This window comes from Streptomyces sp. NPDC001108, assembly GCF_053598535.1.
The window spans coordinates 132,129-150,427 of the sequence record NZ_JBSFKL010000002.1; the positions used below are offsets into that span (position 1 = coordinate 132,129).

The 18,299-nt window shown below is 71.9% G+C and carries 16 protein-coding genes and 1 tRNA gene; 1 reads left to right on the forward strand and 16 read right to left on the reverse strand.

Translation table 11 applies throughout. The features are described from left to right. Nucleotides 1-144 precede the first annotated feature (144 nt). The 15 genes from ACWC97_RS05430 to ACWC97_RS05500 form a co-directional block, all read right to left on the reverse strand. The gene (locus ACWC97_RS05430; RefSeq protein WP_450647592.1) at nucleotides 145-1,539 is read right to left on the reverse strand and encodes an MraY family glycosyltransferase; all 1,395 of its coding nucleotides are present in this window, start codon (nucleotides 1,537-1,539) and stop codon (nucleotides 145-147) included. 144 nt (nucleotides 1,540-1,683) lie between these two features. Beyond that, nucleotides 1,684-2,943 carry a serine hydroxymethyltransferase gene (locus tag ACWC97_RS05435; RefSeq protein WP_450647593.1) on the reverse strand — a complete coding sequence of 420 codons (1,260 nt, stop codon included), beginning with the start codon at nucleotides 2,941-2,943 and terminating at the stop codon, nucleotides 1,684-1,686. Between the two features lie 159 nt (nucleotides 2,944-3,102). After that, nucleotides 3,103-3,744 (reverse strand): arsenate reductase/protein-tyrosine-phosphatase family protein, encoded by a 642-nt coding sequence (locus ACWC97_RS05440; RefSeq protein ID WP_352277178.1) that lies wholly within the window; start codon nucleotides 3,742-3,744, stop codon nucleotides 3,103-3,105. Next, complete coding sequence (locus ACWC97_RS05445) at nucleotides 3,741-4,388, reverse strand: L-threonylcarbamoyladenylate synthase (RefSeq protein ID WP_352277176.1); 648 nt, start codon at nucleotides 4,386-4,388, stop codon at nucleotides 3,741-3,743. Before ACWC97_RS05445 ends, ACWC97_RS05440 begins: the two co-directional genes overlap by 4 nt. Before the next feature lie 73 nt (nucleotides 4,389-4,461). Beyond that, nucleotides 4,462-5,307: a peptide chain release factor N(5)-glutamine methyltransferase gene (gene prmC / locus ACWC97_RS05450; protein WP_352277174.1), complete on the reverse strand. Its 846-nt coding sequence runs from the start codon at nucleotides 5,305-5,307 to the stop codon at nucleotides 4,462-4,464. Between the two features lie 44 nt (nucleotides 5,308-5,351). Continuing rightward, nucleotides 5,352-6,428 carry a peptide chain release factor 1 gene (gene prfA, locus ACWC97_RS05455; RefSeq protein WP_385215090.1) on the reverse strand — a complete coding sequence of 359 codons (1,077 nt, stop codon included), beginning with the start codon at nucleotides 6,426-6,428 and terminating at the stop codon, nucleotides 5,352-5,354. Between the two features lie 156 nt (nucleotides 6,429-6,584). Continuing rightward, the gene (gene rpmE, locus ACWC97_RS05460) at nucleotides 6,585-6,812 is read right to left on the reverse strand and encodes a 50S ribosomal protein L31 (RefSeq protein ID WP_352277171.1); all 228 of its coding nucleotides are present in this window, start codon (nucleotides 6,810-6,812) and stop codon (nucleotides 6,585-6,587) included. Between the two features lie 152 nt (nucleotides 6,813-6,964). Beyond that, nucleotides 6,965-8,068: an LCP family protein gene (locus ACWC97_RS05465; protein ID WP_392280800.1), complete on the reverse strand. Its 1,104-nt coding sequence runs from the start codon at nucleotides 8,066-8,068 to the stop codon at nucleotides 6,965-6,967. Nucleotides 8,069-8,446: 378 nt separating this feature from the next. Then, a complete protein-coding gene (rho, locus tag ACWC97_RS05470) occupies nucleotides 8,447-10,441 on the reverse strand; it encodes a transcription termination factor Rho (RefSeq protein WP_450647597.1) in 1,995 nt (664 codons plus the stop codon). Nucleotides 10,442-10,827: 386 nt separating this feature from the next. Next, on the reverse strand, nucleotides 10,828-11,745 hold the full coding sequence (thrB, locus tag ACWC97_RS05475) for a homoserine kinase (protein ID WP_450647599.1): 918 nt from the start codon (nucleotides 11,743-11,745) through the stop codon (nucleotides 10,828-10,830). A gap of 328 nt (nucleotides 11,746-12,073) precedes the next feature. Next, entirely contained in the window at nucleotides 12,074-13,144 is a 1,071-nt protein-coding gene (gene thrC, locus ACWC97_RS05480) for a threonine synthase (RefSeq protein WP_402400979.1), read from the reverse strand. A 6-nt stretch (nucleotides 13,145-13,150) separates the two neighbouring features. Further along, nucleotides 13,151-14,440 (reverse strand): homoserine dehydrogenase, encoded by a 1,290-nt coding sequence (locus ACWC97_RS05485; RefSeq protein WP_352277345.1) that lies wholly within the window; start codon nucleotides 14,438-14,440, stop codon nucleotides 13,151-13,153. 98 nt (nucleotides 14,441-14,538) lie between these two features. Next, nucleotides 14,539-15,930: a diaminopimelate decarboxylase gene (gene lysA, locus ACWC97_RS05490; protein WP_352277163.1), complete on the reverse strand. Its 1,392-nt coding sequence runs from the start codon at nucleotides 15,928-15,930 to the stop codon at nucleotides 14,539-14,541. Between the two features lie 24 nt (nucleotides 15,931-15,954). Then, a complete protein-coding gene (gene nrtL / locus ACWC97_RS05495) occupies nucleotides 15,955-16,950 on the reverse strand; it encodes an ArgS-related anticodon-binding protein NrtL (RefSeq protein ID WP_450647601.1) in 996 nt (331 codons plus the stop codon). A gap of 55 nt (nucleotides 16,951-17,005) precedes the next feature. Next, entirely contained in the window at nucleotides 17,006-17,416 is a 411-nt protein-coding gene (locus tag ACWC97_RS05500; protein WP_352277159.1) for a response regulator, read from the reverse strand. A 263-nt stretch (nucleotides 17,417-17,679) separates the two neighbouring features. Between ACWC97_RS05500 and ACWC97_RS05505 the strand changes: the two genes are divergently transcribed. Next, nucleotides 17,680-17,751, forward strand: a tRNA-Arg gene (locus tag ACWC97_RS05505). An 87-nt stretch (nucleotides 17,752-17,838) separates the two neighbouring features. Here the strand turns inward: ACWC97_RS05505 and ACWC97_RS05510 are convergent. Continuing rightward, complete coding sequence (locus tag ACWC97_RS05510) at nucleotides 17,839-18,243, reverse strand: hypothetical protein (RefSeq protein WP_352277157.1); 405 nt, start codon at nucleotides 18,241-18,243, stop codon at nucleotides 17,839-17,841. Nucleotides 18,244-18,299: the final 56 nt, after the last annotated feature.

Sequence of the window (18,299 nt, forward strand, 5' to 3'; positions counted from 1 at the left end):
CGGGCTTCGTGAACGGTATCACAAACTATTTGATGAGGTCTTTACTCGAAAGGTGTGCTTACTGTCACACGTGAGAGTGAAGCTGCGCATGTGAGCAAGGCAACTAAGCAAGCTGTCTGCTATTGCCCCGCGATGCCCTGAATATCAGCGCGCGCTTTCAGCCGTGTTTCTGTCCGAAAGACGCGAACGGGGGCCGATGGCGGTCGCTCCGTTGACGCCCGAAACTCCCACCACGACCGGGGTGCGCTCCGGCTCCACGGACTCCGCACGCCCCTCGTGCCCCGTCCGCTCCGCCGGCCCCTCAGGGCCCTCCCCGGCGGCCGCCGGGGGTTCCGTTCCGGAGGTTCCTCTTTCGGCGCGACGGTGGCGGTAGCGGGGCGGTACGAAGCGTTCCGCCCAGTACGGGGCCCGCGGGGTGAAGCGCGGCATCAGCAGCAGGACGAGACCGATCGTGCTCATCCCCATGATGACCAGCACGATCCACAACGACGTCGAGTGCACCGAGTAGCCGACCGCGCCGAAGGCGATCAGGGCCGACCAGAAGTACATGATCAGCACCGACCTGCTGTGCGAATGGCCGATCTCCAGCAGCCGGTGGTGCAGATGGCCCCGGTCCGCCGCGAACGGCGACTGGCCGTTCCAGGTGCGCCGCACGATCGCCAGCACCAGGTCCGCGGCCGGGATCGCGATGATCGTGAGCGGCAGCAGCAGCGGGATGAAGACCGGCAGCATCGCGTGGGTCGCCTCGCGCTCACTGCCCGCGAAGATCTTCAGTGTGTCCGGGTCGACCCGGCCGGTGACGGAGATCGCCCCGGCCGCCAGCACCAGGCCGATCAGCATCGAGCCCGAGTCCCCCATGAAGATCCGGGCCGGATGCATGTTGTGCGGCAGGAAGCCCAGGCACATGCCCATCAGGATCACCGCGAAGAGTGTCGCCGGGGCCGCCGCCTCGATCATGTGCCCGTACCAGAGCCGGTACGTGTACAGGAAGAACGCCGCGGCGGCGATGCACACCATGCCCGCCGCGAGCCCGTCGAGGCCGTCGACGAAGTTGACCGCGTTGATCGTGATGACGACCAGCGCGACCGTGAGCAGCGTGCCCTGCCACTGGGTGAGCGCGACCGTGCCCACACCCGGGATCGGGAGCCACAGGATCGTCAGCCCCTGGAGGACCATGACCGCGGCGGCGATCATCTGGCCGCCGAGCTTGATCAGGGCGTCGATCTCGAACTTGTCGTCGAGCACCCCGATCAGCCAGATCAGCGCGGCCCCGGAGAGCAGCGCCCGCGGTTCGGTGGAGAGCTGGAAGACCCATTCGAGGTTGTGGAGGTGCGCCGCGACGATCAGCCCGGCGCAGAGCCCGCCGAACATGGCGATGCCGCCGAGCCGCGGGGTCGGTTCCCGGTGGACGTCGCGCGCACGGATCGCGGGCATCGCCCCGATCGCGATGGCGAACTTGCGCACCGGACCGGTCAGCAGATACGTCACCGCGGCCGTGACGCAGAGCGTCAGCAGGTAATCACGCACGGGCTGCCCCACAGAATTTGCCTGGCCATCTCAGCCCACACCATAAACCGTCCGGAGCCACCGGACGGTCGCGCTGGACGGGCCCCGTGACCGAGGACACCGGGCGCGGGACGGCCGGTTCCGGGCTTCGGGAACCTCCCACGCGGCCCTTTCGCGTCACCCCGGGTAGGGCGGATGGTTCACGGCCAGTGCCCGGACCTCGGCACGGACATCGGCGTCCTCCCGCACCGCCTGCCCCAGGAGCACCGCCAGCCGGGCCATGTCGGCCCCGTCCAGGCCCTGGGTGGTCACGGCCGCCGTGCCGAGCCGAATGCCCCGGGCGTCCCCGTACGGCAGCGCGCAGGTGTCCAGCACCACCCCGGCCGCCGCCAGCCGGGCCCGCGCGGTGGCGGCGTCGACGCCCAGCGGGGCCGGGTCCGCGACGATCAGATGGGTGTCCGTGCCGCCCGTGGTGACCTCGAAGCCCTCCGCCTCCAGGCCGGCCGCCAGCACCCGGGCGTGCGCGACCACCCGATGGGCGTACGCGGCGAACGCCGGGGCCGCCGCCTCCCCGAACGCGACGGCCTTGGCCGCGACGCTGTGCATCTGGGCGCCGCCCTGCGTGAACGGGAAGACCGCCCGGTCGATCCGCTCCGCCAGCTCGGCGCCGCACAGCAGCATCCCGCCGCGCGGCCCCCGCAGCACCTTGTGGGTGGTCGCGCAGACCACGTCGGCGTACGGCACCGGGCTGGGGGCCGCTCCCCCGGCGATCAGCCCCATCGGGTGCGCGGAGTCGGCGATGAGATACGCCCCCACCTCGTCGGCGATCTCCCGGAACCGCTCGTGGTCGGGGTGGCGGGGGTAGGAGATCGAGCCGCTCACGATCGCCTTGGGGCGGTGGGCGCGGGCCAGGGCACGGACCTGCCCGTAGTCGATCAGTCCGCTCTCGGGGTCCACCCCGTAGCCGACGAACTCGAACCAGCGGCCGGAGAAGTTGGCGGGCGAACCGTGGGTGAGGTGCCCCCCGTACGGGAGTCCCATGGCGAGGACCGTGTCGCCGGGGCGCAGCAGCGCGGCGTACGCGGCGAGGACCGCGGCGGAGCCGGAGTGCGGCTGGACGTTGGCGTGCTCGGCGCCGAAGAGGGCGGTGGCCCGGCGGCGGGCGATGTTCTCGGCGGCGTCCGCCTGCTCGCAGCCGCCGTGGTGGCGGGCGCCCGGGTAGCCCTCGGCGTACTTGTTGGCGAGCGGGGAGCCCAGGGCGGCGAGGACCGCGGGCGAGGTGAAGTTCTCGGCGGCGGTGAGCTGGAGGGTGGTGGACTGGCGGCGCAGCTCCGCCTGGAGCACGGCGGCGATCTCCGGGTCCTCCCGGAGCAGGGCGGCGGGGTCCTGGGGCAGGACGGGGCCGGAGGGCGGTGCGGCGGGAGTGGTGACCGGCATCGGGATGCTCCGGACCTGGAGGGGGTGCGCTGGCGTCAGCTCTCAATGTAGGCCGGGGACGGCGCTCCCGCCCGCTGTACGGCGTCGTGGCGCGCCGGTCGGCCCCATGGGCCCGCCGCGCTTCCTCCGCCCGTCGTGGGGGCGCGGGCGGCGTCGCGCTCAGTGCGGCGCGGGGACTCCGGTCAGGGCCGTGAGGACCGGGTCGAGGGCCTGGTTGATCTCGTCGCCGATGGACCGGAAGAAGGTGATCGGGGCGCCGTACGGGTCGTGCACCTCGTCGGCCTCGACGGTGGGCGCCAGCAGCCAGCCGCGCAGCGCGGCGGCGGCGCGGACCAGCGCGCGGGCCCGCTCGACGACGCCTTCGTCGAGCGGGTCGGGGAGGGTGGCGGGGTCTATCGCCCGGACCAGCCGGGTGAATTCCTTGAGCGTGAAGGTCCGCAGCCCGGCCGAGTGGCCCATCGAGATCACCTGCGCGCGGTGGTCGCGGGTGGCGGTGAGGACCAGGTCGGCGCGGATCACGTGCTCGTCGAGGAGCTCCCGGCCGACGAAGCCGGTGGTGTCGGCGCCGAAGTCGGCGAGGACGATCTCGGCGTTGGCCTCCATCGGGGCGCCCTCGTGGCCCCAGGTGCCCGCGCTCTCCACGATCAGCCCGCCGCCCAGCGGATCGCCGAGGCGGTCCACCAGGGCGTGCCGGGTCAGCCGCTCGGTGATCGGTGAGCGGCAGACGTTGCCGGTGCTGACGTGGAGGATGCGGAAAGTGTCGGGCCGCCCCGCTATGCCACGCCCCTCAGGGGCGGTCAATTGGCCACCTCGAGGTCGGGTACCACCTTGCGGAGCTCCTCGGCGGAGAGCGCGCCGGCCCGGAGCAGCACGGGGACCTTGCCAGTGACGTCGACGATCGACGAGGGGACGATGCCGGGGGTCGGCCCGCCGTCCAGGTAGACGGAGACGGAGTCGCCGAGCATCTCCTGGGCGGCGTCGCAGGTCTCGGGGGCCGGGTGGCCGGTGAGGTTGGCGCTGGAGACGGCCATCGGGCCGAACTCCGTGAGCAGCTCGATGGCGACCGGGTGCAGCGGCATCCGGATGGCGACGGTGCCGCGGGTGTCGCCGAGGTCCCACTGGAGCGAGGGCTGGTGCTTGGCGACCAGGGTGAGGGCGCCGGGCCAGAAGGCGTCGACCAGCTCCCAGGCCTGCTCGGAGAAGTCGGTGACCAGCCCGTGCAGGGTGTTCGGGGAGCCGATCAGCACCGGGGTCGGCATGTTCCGGCCGCGTCCCTTGGCCGTGAGCAGGTCGGCGACGCCCTCGGAGCTGAAGGCGTCCGCGCCGATGCCGTACACGGTGTCGGTGGGCAGCACGACCAGTTCGCCGCGGCGGACGGCCGACGCGGCCTCGCGCAGGCCCGTCGTACGGTCGGTCGCGTCGTTGCAGTCGTATCGCCGAGCCATCAGCCGGCCTCCTCAAACGTGTACGGGTGTGACGGGTGGGGCGGGTACGGGGTGTGCGGAGGGTGGCCGCCGGTCACGGCAGGGCCTTGCGGGCCGTGGCGAACCGGGGTCGGTTGTTCAGGTCGGGGTGGTCGGCCGCGTCGGCCCAGCCGCGTTCCTCGGCGAAGATCCACGGCACCTGGCCGCCCTGGGTGTCGGCGTGCTCGATGACGACGAGGCCGCCGGGGCGCAGCAGGCGGTGCGCGGTGCGTTCGATGCCGCGGATGGTGTCGAGGCCGTCCTCGCCGGAGAACAGGGCCATCTCGGGGTCGTGGTCGCGGGCCTCGGGCGCCACGTACTCCCACTCGGTGAGCGGGATGTACGGGGGGTTGGAGATGACCAGGTCGACCTGGCCGTCCAGCTCGGGCAGGGCGGTCAACGCGTCGCCCTGGTGGACGGTGACGCGGGAGCCGTCGGCGTTCTTCCGGGTCCAGACGAGGGCGTCGTCGGAGAGCTCGACGGCGTGCACCTTGGAGCGGGGCACCTCCTGGGCCATGGCCAGGGCGATGGCGCCGGAGCCGCTGCACAGGTCGACGACGACGGGCTCGACCACGTCCATCGCGCGCACCGCGTCTATCGCCCAGCCGACGACCGACTCGGTCTCCGGGCGGGGGACGAAGACCCCGGGCCCCACCTGGAGCTCCAGGTAGCGGAAGAAGGCGCGGCCGGTGATGTGCTGGAGGGGTTCGCGGGCCTCGCGGCGGGCGATCGCCTCCCAGTAGCGGGCGTCGAAGTCCGCGTCCGGCACCCGGTGCAGCTCGCCCCGCTTGACGCCGTGCACGAACGCGGCGAGTTCCTCCGCGTCGAATCGCGGCGAGGGCACACCGGCGTCGGCCAGCCGCTGGGTGGCCTGGGCCACCTCGGCGAGCAGCAGGTTCATCGCGGTTCTCCGTACGGTCTACGGGCGGGCGGGGCGGGCTCTGCTCACGCGGCGGCGAGCTTGGCGGCGGAGTCGGCGTCGACGCACGCCTGGATCACCGCGTCCAGGTCGCCGTCGAGCACCTGGTCCAAGTTGTACGCCTTGAAGCCGACGCGGTGGTCCGAGATCCGGTTCTCCGGGAAGTTGTACGTGCGGATCTTCTCGGACCGGTCGACGGTGCGCACCTGGCTGCGGCGTACGTCGGAGGCCTCCTGCTCGGCGGCCTCCTGGGCGGCGGCGAGCAGCCTGGACCGCAGGATGCGCATGGCCTGCTCCTTGTTCTGGAGCTGGCTCTTCTCGTTCTGGCAGGAGGCGACGACGCCGGTCGGCAGGTGCGTGATACGGACGGCGGAGTCCGTGGTGTTGACGGACTGGCCGCCGGGGCCGGAGGAGCGGTAGACGTCGATCCGGAGGTCGTTGGCGTGGATCTCCACGTCGACCTCCTCGGCCTCGGGCGTGACGAGGACCCCGGCGGCGGAGGTGTGGATGCGGCCCTGCGACTCGGTGGAGGGCACCCGCTGCACGCGGTGCACCCCGCCCTCGTACTTGAGGCGGGCCCACACGCCCTGGCCGGGCTCGGTGGCGCCGTTGCCGCCCTTGGTCTTCACGGCGACCTGGACGTCCTTGTAGCCGCCCAGCTCGGACTCGGTGGAGTCGATGATCTCGGTCTTCCAGCCGACCCGCTCGGCGTAGCGCAGGTACATGCGCAGCAGGTCGCCGGCGAAGAGGGCGGATTCGTCGCCGCCCGCGCCGGCCTTGATCTCCAGGAGGACGTCCTTGTCGTCGCTGGGGTCGCGCGGGACCAGGAGCAGCCGGAGCTTCTCGGTGAGCTCCTCGCGCTGCTTCTCCAGCTCCTTGACCTCGGCGGCGAAGTCGGGGTCGTCGGCGGCGAACTCGCGGGCCGTCTCGATGTCGTCACCGGACTGCTTCCAGGAGCGGTACGTCGCGACGATCGGGGTCAGCTCGGCGTAGCGCTTGTTGAGCTTGCGCGCGTTCGCCTGGTCGGCGTGGACCGCGGGGTCCGCGAGCTGCTTCTCCAGATCGGCCTGCTCGCCGATCAGTTCCTCGACCGCCTCGAACATCTTCGGGCTCCTGTTTCCTTCACTCGGGCGTGCCTGCCGGACGGCGTGGTGCCGGCCGGGCGGGGGTGCGGCGGCGGGTCCGTCCACCCCCGGCCGGAAAAAACGCCGGTCCCGACGCCCCCGTGAGAGGGCGCCAGGAACCGGCGCAGTGGCTCGCTACTTGCTGGCGGAGCCGGAAGCAGCCTTGCCGAAGCGGGCCTCGAAGCGGGCCACACGGCCACCGGTGTCGAGGATCTTCTGCTTGCCCGTGTAGAACGGGTGGCACTCGGAGCAGACATCGGCGCGGATGGTGCCGCCCTCGATGGTGCTACGGGTGGTGAACGACGCGCCGCAGGTGCAGCTGACCTGCGTCTCGACGTACTCGGGGTGGATGTCGCGCTTCAAGGGTTTCTCCTAGGTTCGGGAGGGCACCGGGTCGCACGCGCGGATTGCGCGTCCGTGAACCGGGGCCGACGTACCAGTCTGCCAGGACCAGTCGTATCTCCCAAAACCGGGGGCGGTCCGGAACTATTCCCCCGGCCCGGGAGGGGCTCCGGTCAGTGGACGACGCTGCCCGCGGCGCCCTTGTCACCCGCCGAGTGCTCGGTGGCGGAGGCCGGGATCGGCCGGTCGTGGGCGAGCGCGGTCCAGACCTCGGTGGCGCCGGGCTCCAGCGGGACGACCCGGTTCGGGTCGGTGGGGTCGTACTCCACGGGCAGGGTGACCATGTGGACGTTCTTCGAGCCGAGCCCCTTGAGGCCGTTGGCGAAGGCGGTGAGCTCCTTCACCGAGCCGAGGTCGGAGTCGGTGGTGACGGTCCTGGTCGCGGTGTCCGCGAGGTCGAACAGGGTTTTCGGGTTGGAGAACACCCCGACGTTCTTGACCTGGTCCATCAGCGCCTTGACGAACGCCTGCTGGAGCTGGATGCGGCCGAGGTCGCTGCCGTCGCCGACGCTCTTGCGGGTGCGGACCAGGCCGAGCGCCTGCTCCCCGTCGAGGGTGTGGGTGCCGGCGGCGAGCTTCAGGTGGCTCTTGGGGTCGTCGATCGGGGCGGCGGTGGTGATCTCCACGCCGCCCAGCTGGTCGATGAGCTTCTTGAAGCCGGTGAAGTCGACCTCCAGGTAGTGGTCCATGCGGATGCCGGACATGGCCTCGACGGTCTTGACGGCGCAGGCCGGGCCGCCGACCTCGTACGCCGTGTTGAACATCGCCCGCTGCTGCCCGGCGACGGGTCGGCCGGTGGTGTCGCTGACGCAGTCGGGGCGGGTGACGAGGGTGTCGCGCGGGATGGAGACGACGGAGGCCGTCCGGTGGCCCTTGTCGACGTGCAGGACCATCGCGGTGTCGGAGCGGGCGGTGCCCTCGTCCGCGCCGTACTCGCCGTTCGCACCGGACCGGGAGTCCGAGCCGAGCACGAGGATGTCCTGGGAGCCGTTGTCGACGTTCTGGGGGCGGTTCTTGCCCAGGGCGGCGTTGATGTCGACGGACTTCAGGTTGCCGTTGAGCTTGACGTACGCGAACCCCAGTCCGGCGCCGCCGACGACCACGGCCCCGGCCAGGGTCCAGGCGGCGATCACCGTCGCCCTGCGGCGGCGGGAGGGCTTCTTCCGGCGCTTACCGGTGGGACGTATTCGGCCGCCGCTCCCGTTCTGCTCGGTCATGGGTCTCCTTAGCTCCTCGGCCTCGCCCGGCTACCCCCAAGCAGTGGTGTGCGGGTACGGAACGCGTCGACGGACTCGTCGACAAACCGGGTATCGACGACTTGTCGGTACTTCTCACGACGTCGCCCTACCAAAAAGGGTTGCACAGCCACCCGTTGTGCCGGCGTGAGGAGACGCCGGGTTCCCGGCCCGCGCGGACACCCGGTAATTCCCCGCTCACCTGCGGTTTCTTGAGCGGTACAGCCATCTCGCCGCCCTTCGGCGCCGGCCCGGGGTGTGGCAAAGGTCTCGGTCCGGACACGGTGTACGACACAGGGCCGCCCCCGGCACCGAAGTGGCGGGGGCGGCCCTGTGTGCGGCGGCCGGGCGGGAGCGACGTCAGTCGTTGCCGTTGCCCGGGGCCGGTGTCGTCTTCTGGATCTGGAGCAGGAACTCCGCGTTGGACTGGGTCTTCTTCATCCGGTCCAGGAGGAGCTCGATCGCCTGCTGCTGGTCGAGCGCGTGGAGCACCCGGCGGAGCTTCCAGACGATCGCCAACTCCTCGCTGCCCAGGAGGATTTCCTCCTTGCGGGTGCTGGACGCGTCGACGTCCACCGCCGGGAAGATGCGCTTGTCCGAGAGCTTCCGGTCGAGCTTGAGCTCCATGTTGCCGGTGCCCTTGAACTCCTCGAAGATCACCTCGTCCATGCGCGAGCCGGTCTCGACGAGCGCGGTGGCCAGGATGGTCAGTGAACCGCCGTCCTCGATGTTGCGCGCGGCACCGAAGAAGCGCTTCGGCGGGTACAGCGCGGTCGAGTCGACACCACCGGACAGGATGCGGCCGGAGGCGGGGGCCGCGAGGTTGTACGCGCGGCCGAGGCGGGTGATGGAGTCCAGCAGGACGACCACGTCGTGACCCAGCTCCACGAGACGCTTGGCGCGCTCGATGGCCAGCTCGGCGACGGTGGTGTGGTCCTCGGCGGGGCGGTCGAAGGTCGAGGAGATGACCTCGCCCTTCACCGACCGCTGCATGTCGGTGACCTCTTCCGGACGCTCGTCGACCAGGACGACCATCAGGTGGCACTCGGGGCTGTTGACCGTGATCGCGTTGGCGATGGCCTGGAGGATCATGGTCTTGCCGGTCTTCGGCGGGGCCACGATCAGACCGCGCTGGCCCTTGCCGATGGGGGCGACCAGGTCGATGATCCGCGTCGTCAGGACGTTGGAGTCGGTCTCCAGGCGGAGCCGGTCCTGCGGGTAGAGCGGGGTCAGCTTCTGGAACTCCGGGCGGCCGCGGCCGGTTTCGGGCGCCATGCCGTTCACCGAGTCGAGGCGGACCAGGGCGTTGAACTTCTCCCGGCGCTCGCCGTCCTTGGGCTGGCGCACCGCACCGGTGACGTGGTCGCCCTTGCGCAGGCCGTTCTTGCGGACCTGGGCGAGCGAGACGTACACGTCGTTCGGGCCGGGCAGGTAGCCGGAGGTCCGGATGAACGCGTAGTTGTCGAGGATGTCCAGGATGCCCGCGACGGGGATCAGGACGTCGTCCTCGGAGACCGGCACCTCGCCCGCGAAGTCCTCGCGGCCGCGACGGCCCCGGCGGTCGCGGTAGCGGCCGCGACGGCCCCGGCGGCCGCCGGCCTCGTCGTCGTAGCCGTCGTCCTGCGGGCCGCTCTGCGGACCCTGGCCCTGGCCCTGGCGCTGCTGGCGCTGGCCGCCCTGCTGGCCCTGGTCGTCGCCCTTGCCCCGGCGGTCGCGCTGACGGTCGCGGCGGTCGCCACGCTCCCCGCGCTCCCCGCGCTCCCCGCGCTGACGGTCCTGGCGGTCGCCGCGACGGCCCTCGGCCGTGTCGGCGGCGGCCTCGGCGCGCTCCTCGCCCTTGGGCTCGGCCGACGCCTCCGCCTTGGCCTCGGCGGGCTTGGACTCCGCCTTGGTCTCGGTGGGGCTGCCCGCCTGCGCGGTCGCCCGGCGGCGACGGCGCTCGACCACGGGCTGGTCCTCGCTGGCCGGCTGGCCGGGGATGTCGATCTGCTGCTGGGCCGCGCTCTTCTCGGCGGGCTCGGCGGCCGCGGACTCGTCCCCGGTGCGCGCCTTGGAGGTGGCGCGGCGCTTCGGCTTGGTCTCCGCCGTCGCGGCGGGCGCGGCGGCCTTGGGCGCGGCGTTGCCCGCCTGCGCCTCCTTGATGACCTCGATCAGCTGGCCCTTGCGCATCCGCGCGGTGCCCTTGATACCGAGGCCGGACGCGACCTGCTGCAGCTCGGCCAGGACCATGCCCTCAAGGCCGGTGCCGGAGCGGCGGCGCCGTGCGGTGGTGCCAGTGGCAGCACCTTCGGCGGGCGCGGCGCTGTCGACGGTCTTGTCGGCAGTCACGCCCATCAGATCGGTGGTGTCGCTCACGAAGGGTCCTTCCCTGGAGCGGACGTCGGCCTTCTGGCTCGGCGACCGGTTGTGCTGTCCGACTGCGGTCTTCTTTGCGGACCGTGCCGGGGCGGTGGTCCCGCCGGGGTACGGCGGAGAGATGAAAGTGTGCGTGGGGTCCGGCGCGAGCATCCCCCTGCTCGGCCCACTCCTGGACGAACGAGGGGTGTCGTGCCGGTTCCGGAGCGTGCACGAAACTGCTCAGAAAGGCTGCTCAGGCAGTTTTGGGGAGGCTCCCGGAAGAATCGGTGGTCCCGGAACGGGACACGAAGCAACGCGCCACTGAGACGTCGATTGCTGACTTGAGGTTAACACTACCGGCTCCAACAAACATTCCCCCTCTCCCTCACCGGCAATCTTCTCCGCTACGGAGCGAGCGGCAGCACACTCGCGCCCTGGGCGTCGAGCGCGAGGCGGTTGGCCGCCCAGCCCTCGCCCGCCAGCCGTGCGGCCTTCTCGGCCGCACCGTCCTCGGTCAGTGCGAGCACGGTGGGCCCGGCACCGGAGATGACCGCGGGGACGCCGTCCGCGCGCAGTCGGTTGACGAGTTCCACGCTCTCGGGCATCGCGGGGGCGCGGTACTCCTGGTGGAGCCGGTCCTCGGTGGCGGTGAGGAGCAGCTCGGGGTTCCTGGTCAGGGCCTCGACGAGCAGGGCCGCGCGGCCCGCGTTGAAGGCGGCGTCGACGTGCGGGACCGTTCGGGGGAGCAGGCCCCGGGCGGTCTCGGTGAGCACCGGCTTGCCGGGGACGAAAACCACCGGAACGATGGATTCTGCGGGGTCCATCCTGAGGGCCCGCGCCGCTCCCCCGTCCATCCACGCCAGCGTGAATCCGCCGAGCAGACAGGCCGCGACGTTGTCGGGGTGGCCCTCGATCTCGGTGGCCAGCTCCAGCAGGGCCGCGTCGTCGAGGCGGGCCTCGCCGCCGGTGGTCACGGCACGGGCCGCGACGATCCCGGCGCAGATGGCGGCGGAGGAGGAACCGAGGCCGCGGCCGTGCGGGATGCGGTTGGCGCAGACGATCTCCAGGCCGCGGGGCTGGCCGCCCAGGAGGTCGAAGGCCGCGCGCAGCGAGCGCACGAGGAGGTGCTTCTCGTCGCGGGGCAGCGTGTCGGCACCCTCGCCGGCGATGTCGATGTGCAGTCCGGAGTCGGCCACGCGGACGACGACGTCGTCGTACAGCCCCAGGGAGAGGCCGAAGGCGTCGAAACCCGGGCCCAGGTTGGCGCTGGTCGCGGGGGTGCGCACCCGGACGGCGGCGGCTCGGAAGGCGGGACCGGCCATCGGTTGAACGACTCTCCTTGGGTGGCGGCGGGGGTGGTGAAGCGTTTTCTCCGTGCGGCGTGAGTCGTGGTGACGGGGGGTGGGGTGACGGAGAGCCCGACGGCCACGACGGCCCAGGCACCGCGGCAGACGCGGCGGGGCGGTTGGGTACAGCTTATCGAAGGAAGGTTCTGTGGCGACATAGGGCGCACAGGAGGCGCACGATGCGTGTCGCACGCCGCGGGTGCGCTCTCGTCCCGAAAAGGGGTGGTTGAGCTGGGTTCTTGCCTGCGCGGGCGGAGCCCGGGGCGCGTGCCGGACCGCCCGGGTCCGGCACGCGCGGGAATGCCTAGACGAGGCCCAGCTTCTCGGCGGCGGTGGCCGCGTCGACCGGGACGGTGACCGGCTGCGGGGCGCCCGCGACGGCCCAGTCGGGGTCCTTGAGACCGTTGCCGGTGACCGTGCAGACGATCTTCTGGCCGGGGTCGACCTTGCCCTCCTCGGCGGCCTTCAGCAGGCCCGCGACGGAGGCGGCCGAGGCCGGCTCCACAAAGACGCCCTCCTGGGAGGCCAACAGCCGGTAGGCGGACAGAATCTGGCGGTCCGTCACCTCATCGATGAAACCGCCCGATTCGTCCCGGGCGTTCAGCGCGAACTGCCAGGAGGCCGGGTTGCCGATCCGGATCGCGGTGGCGACCGTCGACGGGTCCTTGACGACCTCGCCGCGCACGATGGGGGCGGAGCCGGACGCCTGGAAGCCCCACATGCGCGGGGTGTGCGTGGCCATGCCGTCCGCCGCGTATTCGCGGTAGCCCTTCCAGTACGCGGTGATGTTGCCCGCGTTGCCGACCGGGAGGACGTGGATGTCCGGCGCGTCGCCGAGCGCGTCGACGATCTCGAAGGCGGCGGTCTTCTGGCCCTCGATACGGACCGGGTTGACCGAATTGACCAGCGCCACCGGGTAGTTGTCCGAGAGCGAGCGGGCCAGCGTCAGGCAGTCGTCGAAATTGCCGTCGACCTGGAGGATCTTGGCGCCGTGCACCAGCGCCTGGCCCATCTTGCCGAGCGCGATCTTGCCCTGCGGCACGAGCACGGCGCAGACCATCCCGGCCCGCACCGCGTACGCGGCGGCGGAGGCGGAGGTGTTGCCGGTGGAGGCGCAGATGACCGCCTTGGCGCCCTCCTCCTTGGCCCGGGTGATGGCCATCGTCATGCCGCGGTCCTTGAAGGAACCGGTCGGGTTGGCGCCCTCGACCTTGAGGTGCACCTCGCAGCCCGTGCGCTCGGAGAGGACCTGAGCGGGGACGAGCGGCGTACCGCCCTCACGGAGCGTGACGACCGGCGTCGTGCTCGTGACCGGAAGCCGGTCCCGGTACTCCTCGATGATGCCGCGCCACTGGTGGGTGCCCTTGGTGGTCATGGGTCCTTACTCCCCTTCAACACGCATGATGCTGGCGACACCGCGCACGGTGTCGAGCTGCCGCAGCGCCCCGACGGTCGCCGAGAGCGCCGCGTCGGACGCACGGTGGGTGACGACGACGAGGGACGCCTCACCGCCCTTGCCCTGCTGTCGGACCGTATCGATCGATACGCCCTTCTCGGCGAAGACCGTCGCGACCTGGGCGAGCACGCCCGGCTTGTCGGCCACGTCGAGACTGATGTGGTACCGCGTGACCACGTCGCCCATCGGGCTGACCGGCAGGCGCGTGTACGCGGACTCACCGGGGCCGGTGGCCTCGTTGAGCTTGTTGCGGCAGACCGCGACCAGGTCGCCGAGGACCGCGGAGGCGGTCGGCGAGCCGCCGGCGCCGGGGCCGTAGAACATCAGCTGCCCGGCCGCCTCGGCCTCGACGAAGACCGCGTTGTACGCCTCGCGGACGGAGGCCAGCGGGTGGCTGAGCGGAATCATCGCCGGGTGGACCCGGGCCGTGACCGACTGCCCGTCGGCGGCGCGCTCGCAGATGGCGAGGAGCTTGACGGTGCAGCCCATGCGGCGGGCGGAGGCGATGTCGGCGGCGGTGACCTCGGTGATGCCCTCGCGGTAGACGTCACCGATCCGCACCCGGGTGTGGAAGGCGATGCCGGCGAGGATCGCGGCCTTGGCGGCGGCGTCGAACCCCTCGACGTCGGCGGTCGGGTCGGCCTCGGCGTATCCGAGGGCGGTGGCCTCGTCGAGCGCCTCGGAGTACCCGGCGCCGCTGGTGTCCATCTTGTCGAGGATGAAGTTGGTGGTGCCGTTCACGATCCCGAGGACCCGGTTGACCTTGTCACCGGCGAGGGATTCGCGCAGCGGGCGCACCAGCGGGATGGCACCGGCCACGGCGGCCTCGTAGTAGAGGTCCCGGCCGTGCTGCTCGGCGGCGGCGTGCAGCGCGGCGCCGTCCTCGGCGAGCAGGGCCTTGTTGGCGGAGACCACGCTCGCGCCGTGCTCGAAGGCGGTGGTGATGAGCGTCCGGGCGGGTTCGATGCCGCCGATGACCTCGATGACGACGTCGATGTCGCCCCGTTTGACCAGGGCGGTCGCGTCGGTGGTGATCAGCGCGGGGTCGATTCCCTCGCGCACCTTGGAGGGCCGGCGCACGGCGACACCGGCGAGCTCGACCGGCGCGCCGATGCGCGCGGCGAGGTCGTCGGCGTGCGTCGTCATGATGCGCGCCACCTCTGAGCCGACCACTCCACAGCCCAGCAGCGCCACCTTCAGCGGACGCGTACGCATCATCCGACCTCGATTCCTTTACATCTGATGTGTGGACCAGTCTCACTCACCGGACGGGCGATTCTGCCACCCGTCCGGATCCTGAGACATCTATTTCATCAGCCGACATCGAGACGCAGGAGATCTTCCTCCGTCTCGCGCCTGACGATGACACGCGCCGCACCGTCGCGCACGGCGACGACCGGCGGACGCAGGGCGTGGTTGTAGTTGCTCGCCATGGAGCGGCAGTACGCGCCGGTGGCGGGCACGGCGATCAGGTCGCCGGGGGCGAGGTCGGACGGCAGGAAGGCGTCCTTGACCACGATGTCGCCGCTCTCGCAGTGCTTGCCGACGACCCGGACGAGCATCGGCTCGGCGTCGGAGGCGCGGGAGGCGAGCGCGACGCTGTACTCGGCGTCGTACAGCGCGGTGCGGATGTTGTCCGACATGCCGCCGTCGACGCTGACGTACGTCCGCAGCCCCTCCAGGGGCTTGACCGTGCCCACCTCGTACAGCGTGAAGGCGGTCGGGCCGACGATCGCGCGGCCGGGCTCGACGGAGATCCGCGGGGTGGTGAGCCCGGCGGCCTCGCACTCGCGGGTCACGATGTCGCCGAGCGCCTTGGCGATCTCGTGCGGCTCGCGGGGGTCGTCCTCGGAGGTGTAGGCGATGCCGAGGCCGCCGCCGAGGTCGATCTCGGGCAGCTCCACCCCGTGCTCGTCGCGGACCTCGGCGAGCAGCTGGACCACCCGCCGGGCGGAGACCTCGAAGCCGGCCATGTCGAAGATCTGCGAGCCGATGTGCGAGTGGATGCCGATGAGCTCCAGCCCGTCGAGGGTGAGGGCCCGGCGCACCGCCTCGGCGGCCTGTCCCCCGGCCAGCGCGATCCCGAACTTCTGGTCCTCGTGGGCGGTGGCGATGAACTCGTGGGTGTGCGCCTCGACGCCGACGGTCACCCTGATCTGTACGCGCTGCCGCCTGCCGAGCCGCTGCGCGACGTGCGCGACCCGGACGATCTCCTGGAAGGAGTCCAGCACGATGCGGCCAACCCCGGCGGAGACCGCCCGCTCGATCTCGTCGACGGTCTTGTTGTTGCCGTGGAAGGCGATGCGCTCGGCGGGCATCCCGGCGGCCAGCGCGGTCGTCAGCTCGCCGCCGGAGCAGACGTCGAGGTTGAGCCCCTCCTCCGTGAGCCAGCGCACGACGGCGCGGGAGAGGAACGCCTTGCCGGCGTAGAAGACGTCGGCGCCGGGCCCGAAGGCCTCGGCCCAGGCGCGGCAGCGGGCCCGGAAGTCGCTCTCGTCGAGGAAGTAGGCGGGGGTTCCGAACTCCTCGGCCAGCCGGGTCACTTGGAGGCCGCCGACGGTGATCGCGCCGTCCTCGTCGCGGGTGACGGTACGGGCCCAGACCTTCGCGTCCAGGGCGTTGAGGTCGGCGGGCGGGGCGGTGTAGTGCCCCTCCGTCATGACGTCGGCGTGGCGGGGACCGGCGGGGTGTGCGGATCGGCTCATGGTGGTTCGGCTCTTTCGGGTCTCTCAGAGGACTTCGGGCGCGCTGATGCCGAGCAGGGACAGGCCACCGGCCAGCACCGTTCCGGCGGCCTCGGCGAGGGCGAGCCGGGAGCGGTGGGCGGCCGAGGGTTTCTCGTCACCGACGGGGAGCGGGGCGGCGCCGTCGTGGAAGTCGGAGAAGGCCGCGGCGACGGCCTCCAGATGGCGGGCGAGCCGGTCGGGCTCGCGGTACCGGGCCGCGGCGGTGAGCACCGCCGGATGGTCGGCGAGCAGCGCCCCGAGCGCGGGGGCGTCCACGGCGCACTCGTAGGCGGCCCGGAAGCCGAGCTGCCCGGCGTTCCGGCTCAGGGCGCGGGTCCGGGCGTGGGCGTACCGCACCCGGAAGAGCGGGTTGCCCTCCCGCTGGACGAGCAGCTCGCCGTTCCCGGTGTGCCGGGGGCGGTCGTGCGGGGCGGGCCGCAGCAGGGCCCAGCGCGCGGCGTCCTCGCCGAGCCGGGCGAAGAGGTCGCGGTCGGTGGCGGGCACCGGGTGGACGTGGAGCGCCTCGCCGTCCGCCGCGCGGTCGCCGACCTCGGCGCCCTGGGAGCGCAGCAGCCGCTCGACGGTGTCCGTGACGACCCGGGCGCGCGGCTCCTCGGCGGGTACGAAGGAGACGGCGGTGCCGGCGAGGGCGTCGCCGTGGCCGTACGCCGTGCCGTGCTCCCGGACCGTGCGGACCAGCGCGCCGAGGTCGCGGGCGGCGGGCAGCGTGAAGTTCAGGAAGCCGGGGCCGGTGACCTCGACGGCGGCGATGCCCGGTGTCCGGGCCATCCGCCGCCGCAGGATCTCGGCGACGTCCCTGGCGGGGAGCGCGGCGGGGCCGGCCAGCTGGAGGGCGACGGCGCAGGCGTAGTCGCCGCGGCCGCCGGGCCTGGTCCGCTCGACCCGGACGCGCGCGGGCACGGCCACGCGCAGGGCGTCCTCGTCGACCGCGCGGCGCACGGCGTGCAGCACGGTCGTGGAGAGATCGGCGGGGGTCACGGGACAAGCGTAGGGGAGGAGGGGTGGCACCCCGCGACCCGGTTTCACCATGCGGTCACCCCGCGGCGCGCTCCGCGGTCCCGGCTTCCCGCCGCCCGGCCGGCGACGGCGGCTCCTCGCGCACCATCAGCCGTCGCACGAGCCGCACCAGCTCGGTCGGCTCGAAGGGCTTCGCGAGGAAGGCGTCGATCTCGGCCGCGCCGCCGTCCGTCCCGTAGGGCGTACAGGCGCTGATGATCGCGACGGGCAGATGTCTGGTCCGCGGGTCGGAGCGCAGTCTGGCCGCGGTCTGCGGACCGTCCAACCGGGGCATGACGACATCGAGCGTGATCACGTCGGGCAGGACCCGATGCACCAGATCAAGACACTCGACACCATCGGCCGCGGTCACGACCTCGAAGCCCTCTAGCTCGAGATTGACCCTGATCAACTGCCGGATGACCTTGTTGTCGTCGACAACAAGCACGCGGCCACACGCCCCTGACACACTCCGAGAGTAGGGCGGTTCCGGGGCTGCGTCCGGGTTTTACCCACTTACGCCCCCGGACGGGTGGCGCGAACGGTGGCCGGAAGCGTCCGGAACACGCCGCACACCCCCGTCCCCGGCCGGGGACGACCCGGCCCGGGCCGCCCGCCGGGCACCCCCTCGGGCGGCCCGGAAATACCTGTTCACGGGCACCCCTCGGAAGCTGGTAGTGTTTCACCCGTCGCCGAGCAACACAGCGACTCGCCCTCGTAGCTCAGGGGATAGAGCATCGGCCTCCGGAGCCGTGTGCGCAGGTTCGAATCCTGCCGAGGGCACTTCGAAGAAGTGTCGAGGGAAAGACCCCCGATCAGGCATCGCGCCGGATCGGGGGTCTTTCTCGTAGGGCCCCGCGCCGATACGGATCAGGCGATGCCCGATCCGCCACCCGGGCCGTCCGGCCCCTCGGTGCCGATCTGTTCGGCGCGCAGCGCCAGGTCCTGGAGGACGTCGGCGGAGGTCACGTCCGTCTGTCCGGAGTCGTGCACCTGGGCCAGCATCGCGAAGGCCAGGGTGAACGCGCCGACGAGTTGTTCGACCGCGCCGCCGACCTCCCGGGCGATCAGGGTCGCCACCTCCTGGACCGAGGCGTCCTCGGGTACGGAGATGCGGGGCATCGTCTCGTTCAGCAGCACGGTGACGACGCCGCTGTCGGGGTCCAGGTCGTCGCGGTCGACGTCCTCCTCCAGCAGCCGGCGGATCTCGCCCGCCTCCGTGAGGATGCCCACCACCCGCTTCACCACTTCGCTCTGCTCCATACCGGTGAGCATAGGCCCGTGGCCTCGCGGAAGGGCCCTGCCGCGCGGCGTCCCGCCCGCCTGCCCCG

Coding starts and splice junctions, on each gene's coding strand:
- ACWC97_RS05435 (WP_450647593.1), bottom strand. CDS start 2,943: ATGCCGGTCACCACTCCCGCCGCACCGCCCTCCGGCCCCGTCCTGCCC.
- ACWC97_RS05445 (WP_352277176.1), bottom strand. CDS start 4,388: ATGGCTCGGCGATACGACTGCAACGACGCGACCGACCGTACGACGGGC.
- prmC (WP_352277174.1), bottom strand. CDS start 5,307: ATGAACCTGCTGCTCGCCGAGGTGGCCCAGGCCACCCAGCGGCTGGCC.
- prfA (WP_385215090.1), bottom strand. CDS start 6,428: ATGTTCGAGGCGGTCGAGGAACTGATCGGCGAGCAGGCCGATCTGGAG.
- ACWC97_RS05465 (WP_392280800.1), bottom strand. CDS start 8,068: ATGACCGAGCAGAACGGGAGCGGCGGCCGAATACGTCCCACCGGTAAG.
- thrB (WP_450647599.1), bottom strand. CDS start 11,745: ATGGCCGGTCCCGCCTTCCGAGCCGCCGCCGTCCGGGTGCGCACCCCC.
- thrC (WP_402400979.1), bottom strand. CDS start 13,144: ATGACCACCAAGGGCACCCACCAGTGGCGCGGCATCATCGAGGAGTAC.
- ACWC97_RS05485 (WP_352277345.1), bottom strand. CDS start 14,440: ATGCGTACGCGTCCGCTGAAGGTGGCGCTGCTGGGCTGTGGAGTGGTC.
- lysA (WP_352277163.1), bottom strand. CDS start 15,930: ATGAGCCGATCCGCACACCCCGCCGGTCCCCGCCACGCCGACGTCATG.
- ACWC97_RS05510 (WP_352277157.1), bottom strand. CDS start 18,243: ATGCTCACCGGTATGGAGCAGAGCGAAGTGGTGAAGCGGGTGGTGGGC.